The 20,390-nt window shown below is 64.0% G+C and carries 18 protein-coding genes and 1 pseudogene; 11 read left to right on the plus strand and 8 right to left on the minus strand.

Features of this window, described 5'->3' with window-relative positions; genetic code table 11:
• The first annotated feature begins 1 nt into the window (after position 1).
• From V1293_RS11255 to V1293_RS11270, 4 genes are all read left to right on the plus strand, one after another.
• Entirely contained in the window at positions 2 to 1,261 is a 1,260-nt protein-coding gene (locus tag V1293_RS11255; protein ID WP_334509402.1) for an MFS transporter, read from the plus strand.
• Between the two features lie 409 nt (positions 1,262 to 1,670).
• Positions 1,671 to 3,047 (plus strand): cation-efflux pump, encoded by a 1,377-nt coding sequence (locus tag V1293_RS11260; protein WP_334509403.1) that lies wholly within the window; start codon positions 1,671 to 1,673, stop codon positions 3,045 to 3,047.
• A 162-nt stretch (positions 3,048 to 3,209) separates the two neighbouring features.
• Positions 3,210 to 6,002 carry an autotransporter outer membrane beta-barrel domain-containing protein gene (locus tag V1293_RS11265; RefSeq protein WP_334509405.1) on the plus strand — a complete coding sequence of 931 codons (2,793 nt, stop codon included), beginning with the start codon at positions 3,210 to 3,212 and terminating at the stop codon, positions 6,000 to 6,002.
• A gap of 254 nt (positions 6,003 to 6,256) precedes the next feature.
• Entirely contained in the window at positions 6,257 to 8,560 is a 2,304-nt protein-coding gene (locus V1293_RS11270) for a PAS domain-containing sensor histidine kinase (protein ID WP_334509407.1), read from the plus strand.
• A gap of 8 nt (positions 8,561 to 8,568) precedes the next feature.
• Here V1293_RS11270 and V1293_RS11275 read toward each other — a convergent pair whose 3' ends face one another.
• The 6 genes from V1293_RS11275 to V1293_RS11300 form a co-directional block, all read right to left on the minus strand.
• Complete coding sequence (locus V1293_RS11275) at positions 8,569 to 9,354, minus strand: ABC transporter permease (protein ID WP_334509409.1); 786 nt, start codon at positions 9,352 to 9,354, stop codon at positions 8,569 to 8,571.
• On the minus strand, positions 9,351 to 10,163 hold the full coding sequence (locus tag V1293_RS11280; protein ID WP_334516698.1) for an ABC transporter permease: 813 nt from the start codon (positions 10,161 to 10,163) through the stop codon (positions 9,351 to 9,353). The genes V1293_RS11275 and V1293_RS11280 overlap by 4 nt, the downstream gene beginning before the upstream one ends.
• Positions 10,164 to 10,226: 63 nt before the next feature.
• Positions 10,227 to 11,297, minus strand: coding sequence for an ABC transporter substrate-binding protein (locus V1293_RS11285; protein WP_334509411.1), 1,071 nt, complete (start codon positions 11,295 to 11,297; stop codon positions 10,227 to 10,229).
• 36 nt (positions 11,298 to 11,333) lie between these two features.
• The gene (locus V1293_RS11290; protein WP_334509412.1) at positions 11,334 to 12,641 is read right to left on the minus strand and encodes an NAD(P)/FAD-dependent oxidoreductase; all 1,308 of its coding nucleotides are present in this window, start codon (positions 12,639 to 12,641) and stop codon (positions 11,334 to 11,336) included.
• Between the two features lie 19 nt (positions 12,642 to 12,660).
• Entirely contained in the window at positions 12,661 to 13,359 is a 699-nt protein-coding gene (locus V1293_RS11295; protein ID WP_334509413.1) for an HAD family hydrolase, read from the minus strand.
• 53 nt (positions 13,360 to 13,412) lie between these two features.
• The gene (locus V1293_RS11300) at positions 13,413 to 14,519 is read right to left on the minus strand and encodes an ABC transporter ATP-binding protein (protein ID WP_334509415.1); all 1,107 of its coding nucleotides are present in this window, start codon (positions 14,517 to 14,519) and stop codon (positions 13,413 to 13,415) included.
• A gap of 252 nt (positions 14,520 to 14,771) precedes the next feature.
• On the opposite strand from V1293_RS11300, the pseudogene V1293_RS11305 reads away from it, so the two are divergent.
• Positions 14,772 to 15,263 (plus strand): annotated as a pseudogene (locus V1293_RS11305) (LysR family transcriptional regulator); the annotation flags it as partial.
• A 166-nt stretch (positions 15,264 to 15,429) separates the two neighbouring features.
• Positions 15,430 to 15,720, plus strand: a complete 291-nt coding sequence (locus V1293_RS11310; protein ID WP_334509418.1) for a LysR substrate-binding domain-containing protein — start codon at positions 15,430 to 15,432, stop codon at positions 15,718 to 15,720.
• 13 nt (positions 15,721 to 15,733) lie between these two features.
• On the opposite strand, the gene V1293_RS11315 is transcribed toward V1293_RS11310, so the two are convergent.
• Positions 15,734 to 16,624: a LysR family transcriptional regulator gene (locus V1293_RS11315; RefSeq protein ID WP_334509420.1), complete on the minus strand. Its 891-nt coding sequence runs from the start codon at positions 16,622 to 16,624 to the stop codon at positions 15,734 to 15,736.
• A 553-nt stretch (positions 16,625 to 17,177) separates the two neighbouring features.
• Between V1293_RS11315 and V1293_RS11320 the strand changes: the two genes are divergently transcribed.
• The 3 genes from V1293_RS11320 (at position 17,178) to V1293_RS11330 (ending at position 17,985) form a co-directional block, all read left to right on the plus strand.
• Positions 17,178 to 17,501: a hypothetical protein gene (locus V1293_RS11320; RefSeq protein WP_334509423.1), complete on the plus strand. Its 324-nt coding sequence runs from the start codon at positions 17,178 to 17,180 to the stop codon at positions 17,499 to 17,501.
• A gap of 65 nt (positions 17,502 to 17,566) precedes the next feature.
• A complete protein-coding gene (locus tag V1293_RS11325; protein ID WP_334509425.1) occupies positions 17,567 to 17,836 on the plus strand; it encodes a hypothetical protein in 270 nt (89 codons plus the stop codon).
• Positions 17,833 to 17,985, plus strand: coding sequence for a hypothetical protein (locus V1293_RS11330; RefSeq protein WP_334509426.1), 153 nt, complete (start codon positions 17,833 to 17,835; stop codon positions 17,983 to 17,985). Before V1293_RS11325 ends, V1293_RS11330 begins: the two co-directional genes overlap by 4 nt.
• 140 nt (positions 17,986 to 18,125) lie before the next feature.
• Here the strand turns inward: V1293_RS11330 and V1293_RS11335 are convergent, their stop codons facing one another.
• On the minus strand, positions 18,126 to 18,902 hold the full coding sequence (locus tag V1293_RS11335) for a DUF4394 domain-containing protein (protein ID WP_334509428.1): 777 nt from the start codon (positions 18,900 to 18,902) through the stop codon (positions 18,126 to 18,128).
• Between the two features lie 111 nt (positions 18,903 to 19,013).
• On the opposite strand from V1293_RS11335, the gene V1293_RS11340 reads away from it, so the two are divergent.
• Positions 19,014 to 19,634: a sigma-70 family RNA polymerase sigma factor gene (locus tag V1293_RS11340; RefSeq protein WP_442894230.1), complete on the plus strand. Its 621-nt coding sequence runs from the start codon at positions 19,014 to 19,016 to the stop codon at positions 19,632 to 19,634.
• Positions 19,631 to 20,383 carry an anti-sigma factor gene (locus V1293_RS11345; protein ID WP_334509430.1) on the plus strand — a complete coding sequence of 251 codons (753 nt, stop codon included), beginning with the start codon at positions 19,631 to 19,633 and terminating at the stop codon, positions 20,381 to 20,383. The genes V1293_RS11340 and V1293_RS11345 overlap by 4 nt, the downstream gene beginning before the upstream one ends.
• The last annotated feature ends 7 nt before the right edge of the window (positions 20,384 to 20,390 follow it).

The raw sequence follows: 20,390 nt of genomic DNA on the forward strand, positions 1-20,390 counted from the left end.
CGTGAGCGAGGCCGCATCCGCTCCGCAAGCTACCTCGTCGGTCAGGCTCGGGCTCAAGGAAAACTGGCGGCAGTTCGCGCTGCTGATCGTGATTAACGCCTTTGTCGGCGGCATGGTCGGGATCGAGCGAACGGTCGTGCCGCTGATCGGGTCGGAAGAGTTCGGCATTGCTTCGACGACGATTGTCTTGTCCTTCATCGTCAGCTTTGGCGTCATCAAAGCCCTTTCAAATCTCGTCTCCGGCCAACTCGCCGATGCGTGGGGCCGCAAGCACGTTCTCGTCCTCGGCTGGCTTGTCGGCTTGCCCGTCCCTTTCATGATCGTATGGGCCCCGAGTTGGGGCTGGATCGTTGCCGCCAATGCGTTGCTCGGCATCAATCAGGGGCTTGCCTGGTCGATGACGGTGATCATGAAGGTTGATCTGGTCGGGCCCAAGTCGCGCGGCCTTGCCGTCGGCCTCAACGAGTTTGCAGGCTACCTCGCCGTAGGCATCACGGCGTTCCTCACTGGTTATCTCGCCTCTCGATACGGTCTTCGACCAGTGCCGATCTATCTGGGTGCCGGCTATGCGATCCTGGGGGCCATTCTGTCCATTGTGCTGGTCCGCGACACACGCGACCACGTTCGGCTGGAGGCATCTGCACATTCCCAGCAATCGGCGCCGATAAGCTTCGGCGAGGTTTTTACGCTCACCTCCTTTCGCGATCGAAACATGTTCGCCGCCTCCCAAGCTGGTCTCGTCAACAATCTCAACGACGGCATGAGCTGGGGCATCTTCCCGCTGTTTTTCGCCTCCTTCGGACTCGGCCTCGAACGCATCGGCATTCTGAAGGCGGTCTATCCAGCGACATGGGGAGTCCTGCAGATCGCCACCGGCGGGCTCAGCGATCGCTGGGGCCGCAAGGGCCTGATCGTCGCCGGCATGTGGATCCAGTCAGCCGGCCTGTTCCTCACCGCCGCGACGCGCCAGTTCGAATGGTGGCTCGTCGGCAGTCTTCTCCTCGGACTCGGAACAGCGATGGTGTACCCGAGCCTGATCGCGGCCGTGTCCGACGCCTCACATCCGACATGGCGCGCCCGGTCGCTCAGCGTCTATCGTTTCTGGCGTGATCTCGGCTACGCCATCGGCGCACTATCGGCGGGTATCATTGCCGACTTATTCGGGATGGCCTGGGCGATCGCCATCATCGGTGCGGTCACCTTTTTATCGGGGGCCATCGTTGCGGCGGTGATGACAGGCAGGAGCGGGAGAGAGCCATGAGCGACATCTACTCTGGACGTTGCCTTTGCGGAGCTGTGCGCTTCGAGGCAACCGGCAAGCGGGCGCAATGCGCTGCGAGAACGCGGGGTCGTATTCGGTCGTCATCGTCCGCCAACGGGTCGCGCGAATGCGCGCCCGATGACAGGCTCCGGCGGACGATCCAGTATTCCAGAGGCAGCGGTGATTGAACCGATAAGACGCGGCGTACTGGATACCCGCCTCCGCAGGTATGACGATCCGTTGTGTGGCGAATGGATCTTCGCCTCGCTCGCAATGACGGTCCCTTAGCCCAGAATAACGGTCCTTCAACTCAGAACAACTCGCAACAAATCGCTCCTGCAAGTGAGTGGCGATTGCGCCTCCGACCATCGGCTTTAATGTTGGACAATGCCCTGCTAAACCGCCGCCCATGAGTCATACCCCCACCATCAAGACCAACGTCGCGGCGATCTCGATCTTGGCCAGCGCCGGCATGGCTGCGGCGAAATTCGCCGTCGGCATCGCGATCGGCTCGCTCGCGCTGATCTCCGAGGCCCTGCACTCCTCCGTCGACGTAATCGCGACCGTCATCACCTGGCTGGTGGTGCGGGTCTCCGACCAGCCGGCCGACAAGGAACATCATTACGGCCACGGCAAGTTCGAGAGCCTGTCGGCGCTGTTTGTCATCGCCCTGCTCTACGTGCTGGCCGGCGGCATCCTGGTCGAATCCTGGAGCCGCCTGCGCGAGGGTGCCGCCCCGCCGACGCTCTCGGCCATTCCCTTCGTGGTGCTGGTGATCGATATCGCGGTGAATTTCTGGCGCGCGCGGGCGCTGCATCGCACGGCGCGGCAGACCCGAAGCCAGGCGCTGGCGGCGGACGCGCTGCATTTCGCTTCCGACGTGCTCGGCTCCATCGCGGTCATCGTTGGCCTCGTGCTGACCGGGCTCGGCTATCTCTGGGGCGACTCCGTCGCCGCCATCGCCGTTGCCGTGATGATATCGATCCTCGGCCTGCGGCTCGGGCGTTCCACCGTCGAAACCCTGCTCGATCGTGCGCCGGAGGGCGCTTCGGAAAAGGCCGTCGCCGCGATCCGCGCGGTGCCCGGCGTGGTCGGCGTCGAGCGCCTGCGGGTTCGCATGGTCGGGCCGACGCATTTCATCGACGCCATCGCCAAGGTGCCGCGCACCTACCCGATCGATCGGGTCGAGGCGATCAAGAAGACCGCGCAGGCAGCGGTCACTGAAGCGCTCGGCGACGCCGACCTCACCTTCACCGCGGTGCCGGTCGCCCGCAACAATGAGAGCGTGCGCGAGCGCATCATGGTGATCGCCCGCAATTCCGGCCTCGCCATCCACCATGTCACCGTGCACGATCTCGGCGAGAAGCTGATCGTCGGCATCGACCTCGAGGTCGACGCCGACATGGAGCTGGCGGCGGCCCACGAGGTTACCCGCGTGCTGGAGCGCAACATCCGCGAGGATTTTGGCGAGGACGTCGAGGTCGACACCCACATCGAACCGCTCGAGCCGGAACTGCCGCACGGCACCGACGCCGCCCCCGAGCGCGTCGAGACCATCAAGGCCGCGCTGACGCGCTTTGCCGGCCATGGCGCGATCCATGACATCCATAATGTGCGGGTGCGCGACACTGACGCGGGCGAAGTCGTTAATTTCCACTGCCGCGCCGCGCCGTCGATGAGCGTCATCAAGGTGCACGAGAACGTCGACGAGATCGAGCGCGCGCTGCGCCGTGCGTTTCCGACCATCAAGCGCGTGATCAGTCATGCCGAACCGCCGCGCGCGTAGCGCGTTGCCGCGCGAGCTGTCCCGTGATCCCAAAGCGGATCAGGGGCTTGCCTCATCCGTACTAATGCGCGGACGGCCGCCGCGGCCGGCCGGTATGGTTAAGGATTGGTTAGCTCGAATCGAGCCATATCCGGGTTCCAGCAATGGAACCGCATCGGACGCATGGCGAATTTCTCCGGTTGGCAATTTCAGCACGGCCTCACGGCAACATCCGTCGCGCTCGGAATGGTGCTGGCATCGACGACGCTATCGCGCGCCGTCGAATTTTGGAACGGCTCCGCCTCGACCGACTGGTTCAGCGTCGGCAACTGGTCGGCCATCGTTCCAGACAACACGACCAGCACGAGGATCGACACGGTCACGCCTAACGCGACGGTGGTCGGGGCTGCCGGCGCGCAGTCGACCGGTCTCAGAGTCGGCGTTTCCGCCACCGGCGCGTTGACCATCCAGACCGGCGGCACCGTGAACAATACCCTGGGCATCATTGGCGATAATGCCGGCTCGACGGGGACCGCGATCGTCGACGGCGCCGGGTCGAGCTGGACCAATAGCAGCGACTTCTATGTCGGTCACAACGGCAACGGCACGCTGACCGTCAGCAACGGCGGCGCGGTGGGCAACGTCGTCGGCTTTGTCGGCCGCTATTCCACCTCGACCAGCACCGCGACCGTCGACGGCGGCGGCTCGACCTGGACCAACAGCTCGGATTTGATTGTCGGCTACGCCGGCAACGGCACTCTGAACATCCGGAACGGCGGCAAGGTGAGCAGTGACTGGGGCTTTGTCGCCCTTGATCCCGGCTCGACCGGCGCCGCGACGGTGGATGGCGCCGGCTCAGCCTGGACGACTGCCGGCGATTTCTTTCTCGGTTACGACGGCAACGGCACGCTGACCGTCCGCAACAGCGGCACGTTGAGCAACGTCACCGGCTATATCGGCCTCTCTTTCACCTCGACCAGCACCGCGACAGTCGATGGCGTCGGCTCGACCTGGACCAATGGCGGCAATCTCTACGTCGGCTATTTCGGTGCCGGCACGCTCACCATTCGCAACGGCGGCGCCGTGTCGGCTTCGGCCCTGTCCATCGCCAATAAAACCGGCTCGACTGGCACGCTGAATATCGGCGCCGCCGCCGGTCAGGCAGCCGCCGCGCCCGGCACGCTCTACACGGTCTCGGTCGATTTCGGCAATGGCACCGGCCAGATCGTGTTCAACCATACCGCCGCGAACTACATCTTCGCCCCGGCCATCACCAGCAGCGGCACCGGCACGGGAACGGTGCGCGTCGAAGCCGGCACCACCATCCTGACCGCGACCAACACCTATACGGGGGCAACCGTGATCGATGGCGGCACGCTGTCGGTGAACGGCTCCATCGCCCAGTCGGCCGTAACGGTGAATGCCGGCGGCACGCTCGGCGGCAACGGCACCGTCGGCGACACCACCCTCAACGGCGGCAAGCTGGCGCCCGGCAATTCGATCGGCCTGTTGACCGTGAATGGCAGCTTGGCGTTCACCGCTGCATCGTCTTACATGGTCGAGATCTCCTCGACCAACGCCGACCGCGTCAATGTCACGGGAACGGCAGCGCTGTCAGGCGCGACGGTCAACCTGTCCTTTGTCTCTACGGGAAGCGCCGCCGTCGCCAAGCAGTACACCATTGTCAACGCCACCGGCGGCATCAGCGGCACCTTCGGCGCGCTGGTGAGCAGCAACCTGCCGACCGCGTTCAAGCCGACCCTCAGCTACGATGGCAATAACGCCTATCTCAATCTCGCCCTGTCCTTCAGCCCGGCCAACACCGACCTCAATGGCAACCAAACAAACGTCGCCAATTCGCTGGCCAACTACTTCAACCGCAACGGCAGCATTCCGTCGGTCTATGGCGCGCTGACGCCGGCCGGCCTGACACAGGCGTCCGGCCCGATCGCCACCGCGGTGCATCCGACCATGATGATGGCGGCGGCGCAATTCATGACCGCGATGACAGATGTTTCTGCCGCCGACCGCCTCGGCCCATCGAGCGCGATGGCATTCGCCGAAGAGGGCGATGTCATGAACGCCTATGCCGAAATCCGCCTGCGCGGTACGGGCGGTGCATTCGAACCGCGCTGGAGGACATGGGCATCTGCCTTTGGCGGCGGCCAGATCACCGACGGTAACGCGGTCACCGGATCCAGCACCACCACCAGCCGAATTTTTGGCGTGGCGGCCGGCGCCGACTACCGGCTGTCACCGGCGACGGTCGCAGGCTTTGCGCTGGCCGGCGGCGGCACCGGCTTCAACGTCGCCTCCGGCGGCAGCGGGCGAACCGACCTGTTCCAGGCCGGCGCATTCATCAAGCACACGGCTGGCTCCGCCTATGTCAGCGCAGCCGCGGCCTATGGCTGGCATGACGTCACGACGGATCGCACCGTAACGATCCAGGGCATCGGCCAGTTGCGCGCGCGCTTTGTCGCCGACACCTTCGCCGGCCGTGTCGAAGGCGGCAATCGTTATGTCGCACCATGGGTCGGCGGCCTCGGCCTGACGCCTTACGCCGCGGCGCAGGTAACCTTGACCCGCCTTCCCGCCTATGCCGAAACGGTAGTCTCCGGCACCAATGCCTTTGCATTGTCCTATCAGGCGAAGGATGCGACCGCGCCGCGCACCGAACTCGGATTGCGCAGCGACAAATCGTTTGCCGTGAACGATGCGCTGCTGACCTTGCGCGGCCGCGTCGCCTGGGCACATGATTTCAACCCGCTCACTGCAGCCTCGGCGACGTTCCAGGCCTTGCCCGGCGCAAGTTTTGTGGTCAACGGCGCAGCCGGGGCGCATGACGCGGTGCTGACGACGGCTGCGGCGGAATTGAAATGGTTGAACGGCTTCGCACTCGCTGCGACATTCGAAGGCGGGTTCTCCGCCGTCACTCGCTCCTATGCCGGAAAGAGTGTCGCGAGTTATCGGTGGTGAGCGGAACTCTCAGTGCGTCGTGCCCGACTACAGCGCATCGAACATGCGCTGCTGCAGTTCAGATCGAGGCAGCGCGTTCTCCTTTCGGACTCGCTTCGCCGCCATTATTTCGCGTTGGACAACATTTATTTCGAATTAACGAATTGTTGACTCTCGACAGCCCCGAAAAACTGGATTCAAATCGCTATGATTCGGAATGACGTGGGGTGCCTTCCGGACAGTGTGCAAAAGAGCCTTCGGCGGGGGTCTAAAGCATGGCGCGTGCGCATGCGGCGAACGCATGTGTCCAATCCGATTCGATCAAGGGATTGGCGCAATCGATCGCAAAACCTGCCTATCACCGGCTGCTCACCGCAGAGCCGGCGCTTCGTCGCGCCGTGCCGACGCTCATCATTGCCTTCCTCATCACCATCTGCCTCGGCGCCTTCGTGCAGGTGATCGACCAGAGCCGGCAAAAACGCGCCGCCATGAAGCGCGACCTCTCCGCGCTGACGGACCTGCTGGCCGAACGCCTCGACCGGCTTGGCGCCGTCCGGCAGGACCGCGCCGCCAACATCGAGCGGCTGCAGAGCCTGCTGCCCGACCTGATTCCGGCCTGGGGTGTGGCCAGCGGCCGCCATATCATCATCACCGGCTCCGATCACCGGATTCTGGCCCGCGTCCCGGTCGAAGGCAGCCTTGGCGACAGCGATCGCATCCTCGACATCATCAGCACGGCGCAACTGCTCACCAGCCCCGGTCAGCAGGGCGTCCTCAGCGATATGACGCTGCCGAACGGCAACGGCGCGATGGCGATCTCGCGGCTGATCAAATCGCTGCCGGGCCAGGTCATCGTCATCCAGGAAAAGAACGAGCCGCTGTGGGGCTCGGATGCCGCCTTGTCGGTGACGCTGTCGGCCACCACGGGCTTCGTCGTGCTGATCCTCGGCTTCGCCTTCCACTGGCAGTCGACGCGCGCCCGCGAGGGTGATCTGATCAACGACGCGGTGCGCGGCCGGATCGACACCGCGCTCAACCGCGGCCGCTGCGGATTGTGGGACTGGGACCTCTCCCGCGGCAGGATCTTCTGGTCGGCGTCGATGTTCACGATGCTCGGCCTCGACTCCCGCAACGACCTCCTCACCTTCGGCGAAGTCAACGCGCTGGTGAAATCCGACGACATCGACCTGTTTGCGATCGCCGACCAGATGATCGCAGGCCAACTCGACCATATCGACCAGACCTTCCGCATGCAGCACACCGGCGGCCACTGGATCTGGCTGCGCGTGCGCTGCGAGCTCAGCCACACCTCGGCCGATGGCGGCCTGCATTTGATCGGCATTGCGGTCGACATCACCGAACAGAAGAGCCTCGCCGAGAAGACCGTGGAGGCCGATCTCAGGCTGCGCGACGCGATCGAGACCATTCCGGAAGCCTTCGTGCTGTGGGACGCGGAAGACCGCCTCGTGCTCTGCAACTCGCACTTCCAACGCCTGCACAAACTGCCGGATACGGCGGTGACCCCCGGCACCTCCTACGAGACCGTGATCGAGGTCGGCAGCATGCCGGAAGTGCGCACCAGGCTGCAGGAGACCGGCGCGCCAGCGCCGGGAGCCCGCACCTTCGAAGCGCAGCTCGACGACGGAAGCTGGCTGCACATCTCCGAACGCCGCACCAAGGACGGCGGCTACGTCTCGGTCGGCACCGACATCACCCGCATCAAGGAGCACGAGCAGAAGCTGATCGAAAATGACGCCCGCCTGCGCGCCAACGTGATCGATCTGAAGCGCTCGCAGGCCGAGCTTGCCGACCTCGCCGAAAAATACTCGCAGGAAAAGAATCGCGCCGAGGAAGCCAACCAGGCGAAGTCCAAATTCCTGGCCAATATGAGCCACGAACTGCGTACGCCGCTGAACGCCATCATCGGCTTCTCCGAGATCATGGGCAGCGGCATGTTCGGCGTGCTCGGTTCCGACAAGTATCAGGAGTACTGCCACGACATCCTGACATCGGGAAAATACCTGCTCGAAGTCATCAACGACATCCTCGACATGTCGAAGATCGAGGCGGGCCGCATGAAGCTCGACATGGAGCAGCTCGACCTGTCGAGGATACTGGCGGAATCGCTGCGCGTGGTGTCGGGGCGCGCCGAGGACAAGCATTTGACGCTGGACGCCGATATCGAAAGCACCATTTCCGTGACGGCCGACCGCCGCGCGGTCAAGCAGATCTTCGTCAATCTGTTGTCCAATGCCGTAAAGTTCACCCCCGACGACGGCAACATAACCGTGCGCAGCCACGTGCTGCCCAACTCGATCGTGCTGATGATCGCCGATACCGGCATCGGCATCGCGCCCGCCTCGCTGCGGCGGCTGGGCAAGCCGTTCGAACAGGTCGAGAGCCAGCTCACCAAGACCTACCAGGGCTCGGGCCTTGGCCTTGCCATCGCGCGGTCGCTGACCAGCCTGCATGGTGGAACGATGCGGCTGCGCTCCAAGCTCGGCACCGGCACCGTCGTCCGGATCACGCTGCCGCGTGACGCGCGTTCAATCGAGGCAAAGAGCCAGGTCGCCGCCTGATTTGGCGCTCACGCGCCCTTCTTCGACCGGCTGGTCGCCACCAGCACCAGCATGAACGAGACCGCGGTCATCAGCGTGCTGATGGCCGCAATCGTCGGGTCGATCTCGTCGCGGAGCGCGGTGAACATCCGCTTGGTCAGCGGCTGATACTGGCCGCCGGAAATGAACAGTGCGACGATGGTCTCGTCCATCGCCGAGATGAATGCGAAGATGCCGCCTGCGATCACGCTGGCCTTGATCTGCGGCAGCGTCACCACGAAGAAGCTGCGCAGCCTGTTCATGCCCAGGCTGCGCGCCACCATCTCCTGCGTGGCATCAAAACTCTGCAGCCCCGCCGCGACCGAGATGACGACATAGGGCAGACCGAGCATGACATTGGCGAGCACGAGGCCGGTCATGGTCGCAGCCAGGCCGACCTTGGCGTAGACGAAGAAGATCCCGACCGCGGTGATGATGATCGGCACCACCAGCGGCAGCAGCAGGGTCATGTGGATCAGCCGCATGATGCGCCACTTCGACTGGCTGATCGCGTAGGCCGCGGCAACGCCGAGCGGGGTCGCAATCACCACGGTGAGCACCGCAACCGTCAGCGTCACGCGGGTTGCCTGCATCCAGGCCGAATTGCCGACATATTCCTGATACCAGCGCAGCGACAACGACGGCGGCGGAAAGCTCAGGTAGCGCGCGGCCGAGAACGACATCGGCGCGATGATCAGGATCGGCAGGATGAGATAGAGCAGCACCAGCGCGCAGGTCACGGCCAGGGCAATGCGGAATGGACGGGACATCGTCATTTTTGCCCCAACACGCGATCGAGCGGAATGAAGCGGCTGACGGCGAAGAAGATCGCGCCGACCGCGACCAGCAGCACCACGCCGACGGCGCTGGCGGCGCCCCACTGGTCGTAGAGTTCGACATTGCGGCTGACCAGCATCGATATCATGATGGTGCGGCCGCCTCCGAGCAGTTCCGGCGTGATGTAGAAGCCGAGGCTGAGCACGAAGACCAGCGTACTTCCCGCGAGCACCCCGGGCAGCGACAGCGGCAGAAATATCCGCCAGAAGGTGAGCATCGGACCGGCGCCGAGACTGGCGCCGGCCTGCATCAGATCGCGCGGGATCTGCTGCATGGTGGCGTAGAGCGGCAGCACCATGAACGGCAGCAGGATGTGCAGGGTCGCAACGACGGTGCCGAAACTGTTGTGGACCAGCGCGAGCGGCTCGTCGATCACGCCGAACTGGCGCAGCAGCTGGTTGATGACGCCGGTCCGTTGCAACAGTGCGAGCCAGGCATAGGCGCGGACCAGCACGCTGGTCCAGAACGGCAGCACCACCAGCGCCAGGATGACGATGCCCCACCTTTTTGGCGCGACGCTCGCCGCATAGGCGATGGGATAGCCGAGCAGCAGCGCCAGCAGCGTCACCAGCAGGCTGATTTCAAATGTCAGGGCGAAACTGCGCCAGTAGATGTCCTCGCTCCAGATCCGGCGATAATTCTCCAGCGTAAAACCGTTGTGATAGACCGACTGCCAGGCAAGCCAGCCGACCGGCAGCACCACCAGCAGCAGGATCACCAGCAGCGCCGGCAGCGCCAGCGCCAGCATCAGGCGCTGCTCGCGACGTTGGTGGAGTACCGAGAGGTCCTGCACGGGGCTGCTCACTGTCAGCTATTTCTGCATGAAGCCGACCCAGCGTTTTTCCGCAGCCTCGCCGGCCGGCGACGACCACCAGGCGTAGGACATCAGCGCCTGCTTCGCTGCGTTTTCGGGCGCGCTCGGCAGTTGCGCGGCACGCTCCGGCTTGATGACGCCGGTGTCGAACGCCTTCGGATTGGCCGGGCCGTAGTCGATATGCAGCGGCAGGTTGGCCTGGTGGATCGGATCGACCGCCTCGTTGAGAAAGCGGACCGCGGTCGCGAGATTGGGCGCGTCCTTGAGGATGCAGAGCGAGGTGCTCTGCAGGATGCCCTGATTGTAAGTGAAATCGACCTTGGCGCCTTCCTTGGTCAGCGCGCTGACGCGGCCATTCCAGGCCATCACCATGTCGACTTCCCCGTCATTGAGGAGCTGCGCCGATTGCGCCCCTGAGGTCCACCACACCGTGATGTTCGGCTTGATCTCCTCAAGCTTTTTGAAAGCCCTATCGACGTCAAGCGGATAGAGCTTGTCGGGCGCGACACCGTCGGCCATCAGCGCCGCCTCGAGCGTGGCGATCGGGTGATTGCGCAGCGCGCGGCGGCCCGGGAATTTCTTCACGTCCCAAAAATCGGCCCAGCTATTGGGCGCCGCGCCCGCCGCGAATTTCTTCTGACTGTAGGCGAGCACGCTCGAATAGAACTCGTAGGCCACCGAATAAGGGGAACGATAGGCCTCGGGCATCGCGGCGCCGTTTGGCAATTTCGAGAAATCGAGTTTCTCGAGCAGTCCCTGCTCGCCGCCGCGCAGGCAATAGCCGGTCGGCACGTCGACCACGTCCCAGGTCGGCTTGCCGCTGGCGACCTGGGATTTGATCGCGGGCCAGGCGTCGGGGATGCTGTCCTGGTTGATGGTGATGCCGAGCTTCTTGGCTGATGGATCAAGGATCGCGATGGTTTGCGCTTTCTGGTAGGCGCCGCCCTGGGAAACGAAGGTGATCTGCTCCGCGTTGGCCGGAAGCGCCGACAGTGTCGCGAAGGCGCCCAAGGAAAAGCCAAGGGAAACGCCGAGCAGTGCACGCCGGCAGCAAGATACAATCATCATGTTCAACCCCTCTTGTTATGATCGGGCCCGGAACTCCTAACGCCCGATCGCATCCAGAAATTGATACCAGCCGGCCACCGCGCGGACGGCCGGTTCGCGGAACGCATAGAATGGAATAGTCTTGAGACGGCCAGCATCGAGCAGGCCGAGATCGACTTTCTCCCCGCGCACGAGGGCCGCGAGGTAGCGGCCCATCAGGCTCGACATCGCGACGCCGGCGCCGTTGTAGCCAACCGAATAAAGCGTGCGATCATCGATGCGGCCGACATGCGGCACGGAATCGAGCGTCATCGCGACAAGGCCCGACCATTTGAACGCGAGCGGAATATCCGCAAGCTCCGGGAAGATGCCGACCATTGCCTTGCGCAGCGCATCGAAGGCGCTTTCGGAGTCCTGCTTGCCGAAGGCGCCGCGTCCGCCGAAGATGACGCGGTCGTCAACCTTGCGGAACCAGCGCATCATGCGCTTGGTCTCGGTGTAGGTGCGCCCCGTCGGCATCAGGCTGCCGGCGAGGTTCGGCGACAATTTTTCGGTGGCGATGAGAGCGCTGCGGAACGGCACCAGCGTCCGCTGCACGCGCGCCGTGGCGGACGTCAAATCGGAATAGCTGTTGGTGGCGATGATCGCCTGGCGGGCCCGCACGACGCCGTCAGGCGTTTCCGCCACGACACCGTCGCCGTCGCGACGCAACGCGATCACCGGGCTTTCCTGAAAGACCGGAACGCCGCGTTGCGCCACGCCTTTGGCGAGGCCCCGCAGATAGTTCAGCGGATGGATGCCGCCGGAGCCGGGATTGAGAATCCCGCCGACAAAGACTTGCGAGCCCGTCTCGTCGCGCACCTGGTGCGGGTCGAGTATCCTGACCTCGGTGTCTCGCATCTCGCGCGTCATCCAGGCGGCTTCGTCGACCGCGGCCCGCAGCGTCGCATCGTTATGCGCGGCCTTGACCTGCCCGCTGCGCGTCAGCCGCGCGCTCGCGATGCCGAATTCGGACACCAGCTCGTCGACCATCTCGACGGACTCATGCGCGATCTCGTACATGCGCCGGGCCATGGCGCGGCCGTGGACGGCGTCGATGTCGCGGAACGAGAGGCGGAACTTGGCGGTGATGACACCACCATTGCGGCCGCTCGCGCCCCAGCCGGGATGATTGGCTTCGAGTACGACCGGCGAAAGGCCGCTCTTCACGATGTGGTGCGCGGCCGACAGCCCCGTATAGCCCGCGCCGATGATGACGACATCGGCCTTTGCCTCGCCGGCAAGCTTCGGAAAGGCGGGCAACGGCTCCGCCGTGTCCGCCCAGAGCGAGGCGGCCGGTGCCATTGGGGTCCAAAGCTCTGCCATGTCAGCCGCCCTGCCCGTCTCAGCTTCCAACCGCGGCGTCGGCGAACGCCTTCATCGTGGCGAAATGGAAATCGGGTTTTGTGAGCTGCGGCACCTCAGGCGTGCCGCCAAAGCCCTTCATGCCCTGGCGCCGCTCGATCCAGCAGACCTTGTAGCCAAGCTTGCGAGCGATACCGATGTCGTGATGCTGGCTCTGCGCCACGTGCAAAATTTCGGACTGCTTGTAGCCGAACGCCGACTGCCGGCCCTTGTTGTAGGCGAAGAATTCCGGATTGGGTTTGGCAACCCCGGTGTCGTCGGCGCAGATGGTGTCGTGGAAGGGATTGTCGAGCGCGTGGGCATAGCATGACAGCGCGACGCGATCCGCGTTGGTCATGGCGACCAACCGGAATTTGGTGCGTAAGCGCTTCAGCGCCTCGACCGAATCCGAAAACGGCTGCCAGCGCAGCACGGCGAGCTGGAAGGCGTCGCATGCGGCATCGTCGGCCGGCAGTCCCAGCTCCTTGGCGAGGTAGCGGTAGACATGGAACATCACTTCGCTCGACCGCTCCGGATGAGCGTCGCGGCCGCGCTTGTAGGACGCAAAGATCTGATCGTCGCTGAGCTCGGCCGGCTTTCGGCCGGAGATCTTGCGCACGGCATCGAGCACGCCGGCTTCGAAATCGATCAAGGTGCCGACGACGTCGAAGGTGAGAACCTTGAAGCTTTCATAGGACATTTTCATCTCTTGTTCTGGTTGGTCTGGTGTTGCACTCGGGTTTGACGGGGCATTCATTCCCGCGCCTTTTCGTTCGCCTTTTCCTGCGCTTTGGGCACGACGATGGTGTCTTCGGGATGGAGCGTCACGGTGAGATCGCCGCCAACAGGCGGTAACAGGCGCGAAGCCTGGTAATGGCTGGGCTGACGCAGGCTCAAGGACGTGCCGTCGGCCAGTTGCAGGAACACGCGAAGGCTTTCGCCCTGATAGACGATGTCGGTGACCTTGCCGGTCAGGCGGTTGAGCGCGGCATCCGCCATGCCGTCCGCAATCAGGAGCTTCTCGCTGTGCACCGCCAGCATCAGCGCCTCGCTATCCGGAATCGCGCGCGCGCTCTTCAGGACAGCTGGCCCGAGCGCCACGCTGCAGGCGTCGACGCGCCGGACCGGCAACAGGCTCGCCTCGCCGATGAAACTCGCCACGAAGGAGTCGGCGGGATAATCGTGCAGCCGTTCCGGGCGATCGATCTGGACCAATCGCCCATCTCTGAGGATCGCCACGCGGTCGCTCATCGTCAGCGCCTCGCGCTGGTCGTGGGTGACGTAGATGATGGTGGCGCCGATCCGCTTGTGCAGCTCGCGCAGTTCGATCTGCATCGCTTCCCGCAACTGCTTGTCGAGCGCCGACAGCGGCTCGTCCATCAGGATCAGGCGCGGTTCGAAGATCATGGCGCGCGCCAGCGCCACGCGCTGGCGCTGGCCACCGGAGAGCTGGGCGATGCCGCGGGTCTCGTAGCCCGACAGCCCGACCATCGCGAGCGCGGCGCGCACCCTCGCCGGCCAATCCGCCTTTGCAATCCGTCGCGCGCGTAGCGGAAAGGCGACGTTCTCGCCGACGCTCATGTGCGGGAACAGCGCGTAGTTCTGGAACACCACGCCGATGTCACGCTTGTGCGGCGGCAGGAACGTCACGTCGCGGTCGCCAAAATGGATCGAGCCCGACGATGGCTGAATGAAGCCGCCCAGGATGCCAAGCAGCGTGGTCTTGCCGGATCCGGACGGCCCAAGCAGGGAGACGAATTCGCGCGGCGCAACGTTCAGGGTGACGTTGTCCAGCGCCCGGACAGCGTCATAGTTCTTGCTCGCGGCCCTGATGTCGACGCTCTCTCCGCCCTGGTCCAATGATCGACCCCGTTGCGTTGCCGAGGGCGTGCACCGATGCGCGCCATCGACGTCACCTGCGATGGCGCAAGCGACGGTTGAAACCGGCATGATCTCGTCTTATAGACCGGGCACTTCAGGGCGGCTCCCAAGGCCGTCCCCGCCGCGCCGGATTTTCAATCCTGCCCGTGCTTGCGGGCTATCGTGCAAGCCAACCAGAGTTGGCCGGCAGGGGCAATTGCCAAATTCTCACCAGCATCATAACATCAGGTTATGCCCGATCTCCGGCGGAAACTGCCCTCGAGCCACGCGCTGTTCGTCTTTGATGCCGCCGCGCGTAACGGCAGCTTCACGGCGGCGGCGGCCGAACTGAACGTCACCCAGCCCGCGGTAAGCCGAATGCTCGGACAGTTCGAGGACTATCTCGGCGTTCGCCTGTTCGACCGGACCAATGGCCGCGCGGCCCTGACGGAAGAAGGCGAGATCCTCTATCGCCACGTATCGGATGGATTCCGCAGCATCGAAGGCGGCCTGATCGAGATCGACCGCCGGCGCAAGGGCACCGAGACGGTCACGCTCTCGGTCTCCTCGGCGTTTACCACCCATTGGCTGATGCCCCGCATCGACAAGCTGCAGCGCCAGTTTCCGACCGTCGATCTCCGCTTCCAGCTTATTTCCGGTCCGCTGCGCGGGCCAGTCGACAATGTCGATCTCGGCATGCGGTTTCGCGACCGATACGATCCGGCGCGGAATGGCGCGCTGGTGATGAAGGAGGTCATGCTGCCGATCTGCAGCCCGGCCTATCGTGACGCGGACAGCGCGGATGGACCGATCGAGGCCAACACCATCATCCGCCTCGCCGATACGCCGGGCGATTGGGCTGCGGAGTATCCATCCTTTCTCACCAAACGATTCCGGGCCCGCCAAGTCGTTGAGTTTTTCCGACTATGCGGTGGTGGTGCAGGCGGCGCTGCTCGGCCAGGGCATTGCGCTCGGCTGGCTCACGGTCGCAGCCCATTGGCTGCTGACCGGCGCTCTGGTCCCGGCCTCGGAAACGCTCAGCACGACACGGCGGCTTTGCGAACTGGTGCACCCGCATGACCGGTCGATCCGGCCTGTCGTCAGCGAGATCCGCGACTGGATCATCGAGCAGATGCGCAGCGACATGGCCGCAATCGACCGCCTCTACCCGCGTCTGCGGCTGATGCCCGCGAGCTATTAGGCCGCTGGCTGATCTACTCCAGGCTCGGCGCCACTTCACGCGCGACCTGCACCAGCGCCGCGATCAGGGGTGTCATCGGATCGCGCTGCGGGATCACCAGCCCGACGCTGTAGTCGACGACGGGATCGACGATTGGAATGCTGCGCACGGAGTCCGCCAAGCCCAGGGTCTCCGCGAGTTTGGCCGGCATCACGCTCGCCCAGCGCCCGGTCTTCACATGCGTATAGAGGACCACCAGCGAGTTCGAGGTCAGCGTCGGCGTGGCCTCGGCTCCGACTGACGCCAGCGCGCGATCGATGATGCGGCGGTTCTGCATGTCCGGCGTCAGCAAGCACAGCGGCACCTGGCCTACTTCCTTCCAGGTGACCTGCTTGCGATCGCCGAACATGGCATCGGGCGCCGTCAGCAGGCGGTAGCTCTCGTTGTAGAGCGGAATGGTGCGAACCTTGCCGATCGGTTCGTTCTCGATATAGGTCAGCCCGGCATCGACCTCGAGATTTTCCAACAGGCCGAGCACGTCGGCCGACGTGCAGGACTGGATACGAAAGCGCACGTCGGGATAGCGCGCGCGATACGGCGTCGTCAGCGACGCCACCATGCCGAGCACGGTCGGGATCGCGGCGATCCGGATTTCGCCGGAAAGCTTGTCCTTGAGGCTGTTGATCTCCTGCCGCATCGCGCGGGTGTCGCCGACGATCCGCCGCGCCCAGTCGAGCGTGCGTTCGCCCTCCGGCGTAAAACCCTGAAAGCGGGAGCCGCGCTGCACCAGCATGACGCCGAGTATTTCTTCCAGCTGCTTGAGGCTGGTCGACATGGTCGGCTGGGTGACGCCGCAGGCCTCTGCGGCCCGTCCGAAATGCCGTTCCTTGGCGAGCGCCAGCAGAAGTTCAAGCTTGTCGATCAACGAGATGGTTCCAGGAAGCGTGGTGGCCAAAGCGGTCGCCCGTTAGCCAGAAATAGCACGGACCGGCGGCCATCAATACGTCAAAAGCGGCGTCCGGAGGCTGGATTTCAGGGGTAATTCCGTACTCATATCGCCTCATTTTTTTACCCTTATCATCCTGAGGTCCGTCGTTGAGGATTTCTTGTAGCCCGGAGAGCGCAGCGATATCCGGGGCCACTCTAACAGCGTGCCAGATATCAACACCGTCCCGGATATCGCTGCGCTCATCCCGGCTAAGGGACTTTTTGCCGTCAGTCAGCCGGCATCTGTCGGAGAAAGCTCCGACGCTACTCTGCCAAATCCTGCTTCAACGGATCGAACGTCAGCAGGCTGCAGCGGACAGCCGGGATGCGGCAGCGGCCCGACGCTGCGAACAACCGAAAAAAACTCCAAACCAAGCAAAAACAGTCGCTTCCGGAGGAAAAACAAAGGTCTTCTCAAGAAATTCGTCAAGCTGGAACAGGCTGCTCAATCTACAGACGGGTCAATCATCGTACAATTGTAGGAGATGGCCATGACCGGCCTGTTGCTCAATCCCACCAAGGCGGATGTTTCGTCAGAAGGCTTGTTGCCGCACGAGGCCGCCATGCAGCCCAGCGCGAGGATCCGCCCAAGCCCCGTCGCCAGCCCTCTCGTCTCGCCCGCGCGCCTGAAGCGCCTCCTCAACGGCTGGATGGCTGCCGCCTTCGCTTACCGCGAACGGCAAACCGCGTGGCTCGCGTTGCACCAGGCTGGCGATCGCGACCTGAACAACAAGCGCATCTACCGCGGCCCGATCGATGACGCCCTCGAAAGAGCTGCGCGGCTTCGCGAGCGGAGACGCCTCAAGCAGTCCTGAACATCGCCTATCTCATCTTTTTCGGCACGTTTCTCTACGCGGTCGGCTTCGTCTCGGGATATGTCGTGCCCAAGACCGTCGACAGCGGTCCGGCGTCCTCGCTGACGATGGCGCTGCTGATCAACCTGGTGGTGATGTCGATCTTCGCGGTACAGCACAGCGGCATGGCGCGGCAGGGCTTCAAGAAGCTGTTCATGCGCTTCGCGTCGCCTGCGATCGAACGCTCGACCTATGTGCTGCTGGCGAGCCTGACGCGATACTGCTGTTCTGGCAATGGCAGCCGATGCCGTCGATGGTCTGGAACATCGAGGGCCCTGTTCTCGCAGGCGTCGTGACCGCGGGCGGCTTCCTGGGCTGGCTCATCGTGCTCTACAGCACCTTCCTGATCAGCCATTTCGAGCTGTTCGGATTGACTCAGGTGGTCACGCATTTTGCCGGGCGCATGGCCGAGCCCATGAATGGCGGCGCTATCGCGAAAAGGTGACGATGCTGGTGCCCGGCATTTTCTGAAATAACGATCAAGCATGCAAGACGCGCTCGTCAGAAGAGATCTGACGAGCGCGTTACGCTGCGGAATATAACAACAATCGGACGATCCAGCCGTCCGGAGATTGCAGCGGTCGGCTACATTCCCATAATCGCAATATCCTTGACCGTGCCGCTGACGCCGGCGATCTTTGCAGCCTCGGTCGCCTTTCCGGTAGCGAGGTCGATGCTGTAGAGCGTGCCGTTCGCCATCAGCCAGGCTTCGTTCTTGCCGGCGCCGTCGGACCAGATGTCGAACGCGACGCTGTCCGCCTTGATCCCGAGCTTGCCGATCGCGCCGAGCACGCCGTCATTCGGCGGGGCCTGCTTGATCAATCCGCCGATGGTCGCATCGATGTTGAACAGCGCGGTCTCCTTGGCGCCCTTCACCGAATTGGTATAGGCGCCGGCGACGATGTTCGGCTTCTCGCCCTTGTGCATGTCGCCCTCGGCGAACTTGTGGTCGCCGTCCTTGGTCACTTTGCCGTCATCGACATTGGCCCGCAGGTTCATGCCGTCCGCGCCCATCACGCGCAGACGATCCGCCACCGGGTTGAAATCGACCGTCGCGGCCACGCCCTTGGCAAGCATGGTGTCGAGCTTCGACTTCATCGTGGCCTTGCCGTCCGTCGCGATGGTCACGATGGTGCCATCATCGACCAGTCCATAGAGCATGCCGTCGGCCGGACGTACGTCGATGCCGACCAGCGCGCCGGAAATGCCGGTCACCTTGACGGACCCGGTCGCCTTCTTCTGCGCGGTATCGACCATCGCAATGGTGTCGCCGCCGATCAGGGCTGCGACCTGCGCGGCGTTGGCGGCTGCGGATGACAGCAATAGTGCGACCGAGGCGGCGAAAATTGAGCGAAAATTCATCGTAAAGCTCCCTGTGTTGCTATGATCCTCTCGGGACCAACACAGCGGGTACCGGCGGCGCGGCGAAACGGATGCAGCACATCGAAAATAATTTTCGGAACATGCATCCAAATGCCGCATCTCAAGGTAGAACAGCTGTGCAAAGGCATAGACATGACCGGAAATGGCACCATCACCGCCAGCCTGCAGGCTCCCGACCTGCTCGATCGGGAGCGCGAGGCGCAGCTTGCCGCGGCGCTCGCGCGTTGCGCGGCCGGCGACCGCACCGCATTGCGCGTGATCTACGACAGCGAGGCGCCGCGCATGGTCGGCATCGCGCGCCGCATCCTGTTTAGGCAGGACCTTGCGGAAGAGGCGGTGCACGACGCCTTTATCCGGATCTGGCGGGGCGCGGCCGGCTTCGATCCGCGCCGCGGCAGCGCGCGGGGCTGGCTCTATGCGGTGGTGCGCAACCGCGCGCTGAGCATTCATCGCGATGAGCACCGCTATGAAGCATCAGATGAAAGCGTCCAGGATGTCGACTGCGAGGCCACCCTGTCGCGGATGCCGGAGACCAGCGCGCTGCGCCGATGTCTCGAGCAGATCGACCGCCCCCGCCGCGACGTGGTGGTGCTCGCCTATGTTCACGGCATGAGCCACGGCGAACTGGCGGGACGGCTCAAGGTTCCGCTCGGCACGGTCAAAAGCTGGGTACGGCGCAGCCTCTTTGCTTTGCAGGAGTGCATGGGATGAACCCGCACGACGCCGATAACGCCTTGGCCGGCGATTACGTGATGGGCCTCCTCGACGGTGCGGAACACGCCGCCGCCGAACAGCGCATCGCAACCGACCAATCGTTCGCCCAGGCCGTCAGCGCGTGGCGGGCACGGCTTGCGGACCTCGATCTCACGGCCGAGGAAACCCCGCCGGGCCCGGCGCTCTGGCAGCGCATCGCGGATGCAACCAAGATCGCGCCAATCGATGCCCTGCCCTCCGCCCGCGCCGCGCTGCGTGGCACCACGCTGTGGGACAACATCCGGTTCTGGCGCGGCCTCGGTATCGGCGGCGCCTTCGCTGCAGCGCTTTTTGCAACGATCATGATTGGTGCGCTGGCGACGTCGCGCCAGCTTCGTCACGACATGCTCGCCCTCGCCCAGCGCAAGCCGGTTTACGTCGCCGTGCTGGTGAGCGACACGACCAAGGAGGCCGGCGCCATCGTCAACGCTTTTTCGAACGGCCGGGTCGAGCTGATACCGTTACGGCCGATCGAGGTTCCTGCCGGCCGTACGCTGCAGGTTTGGACCTTGTGGGATCGCGCGGTGGGCCCGAAATCGATCGGCCTCACCGGTCAGTCGCGCACGCTGCAGCTCGACCTGGAGACGCTGCCGGAAACCGTGCAGGATCAACTGTTCGAGATCACGCTGGAGCCGGAAGGCGGCTCACCCATCGGACGGCCGACCGGCCCAATCCTGTTCAAGGGCAATGCGGCCCGCGCGCTGTAATGGTCGA

It is taken from the genome of Bradyrhizobium sp. AZCC 1693 (assembly GCF_036924745.1).
Taxonomy (GTDB): Bacteria; Pseudomonadota; Alphaproteobacteria; order Rhizobiales; family Xanthobacteraceae; genus Bradyrhizobium.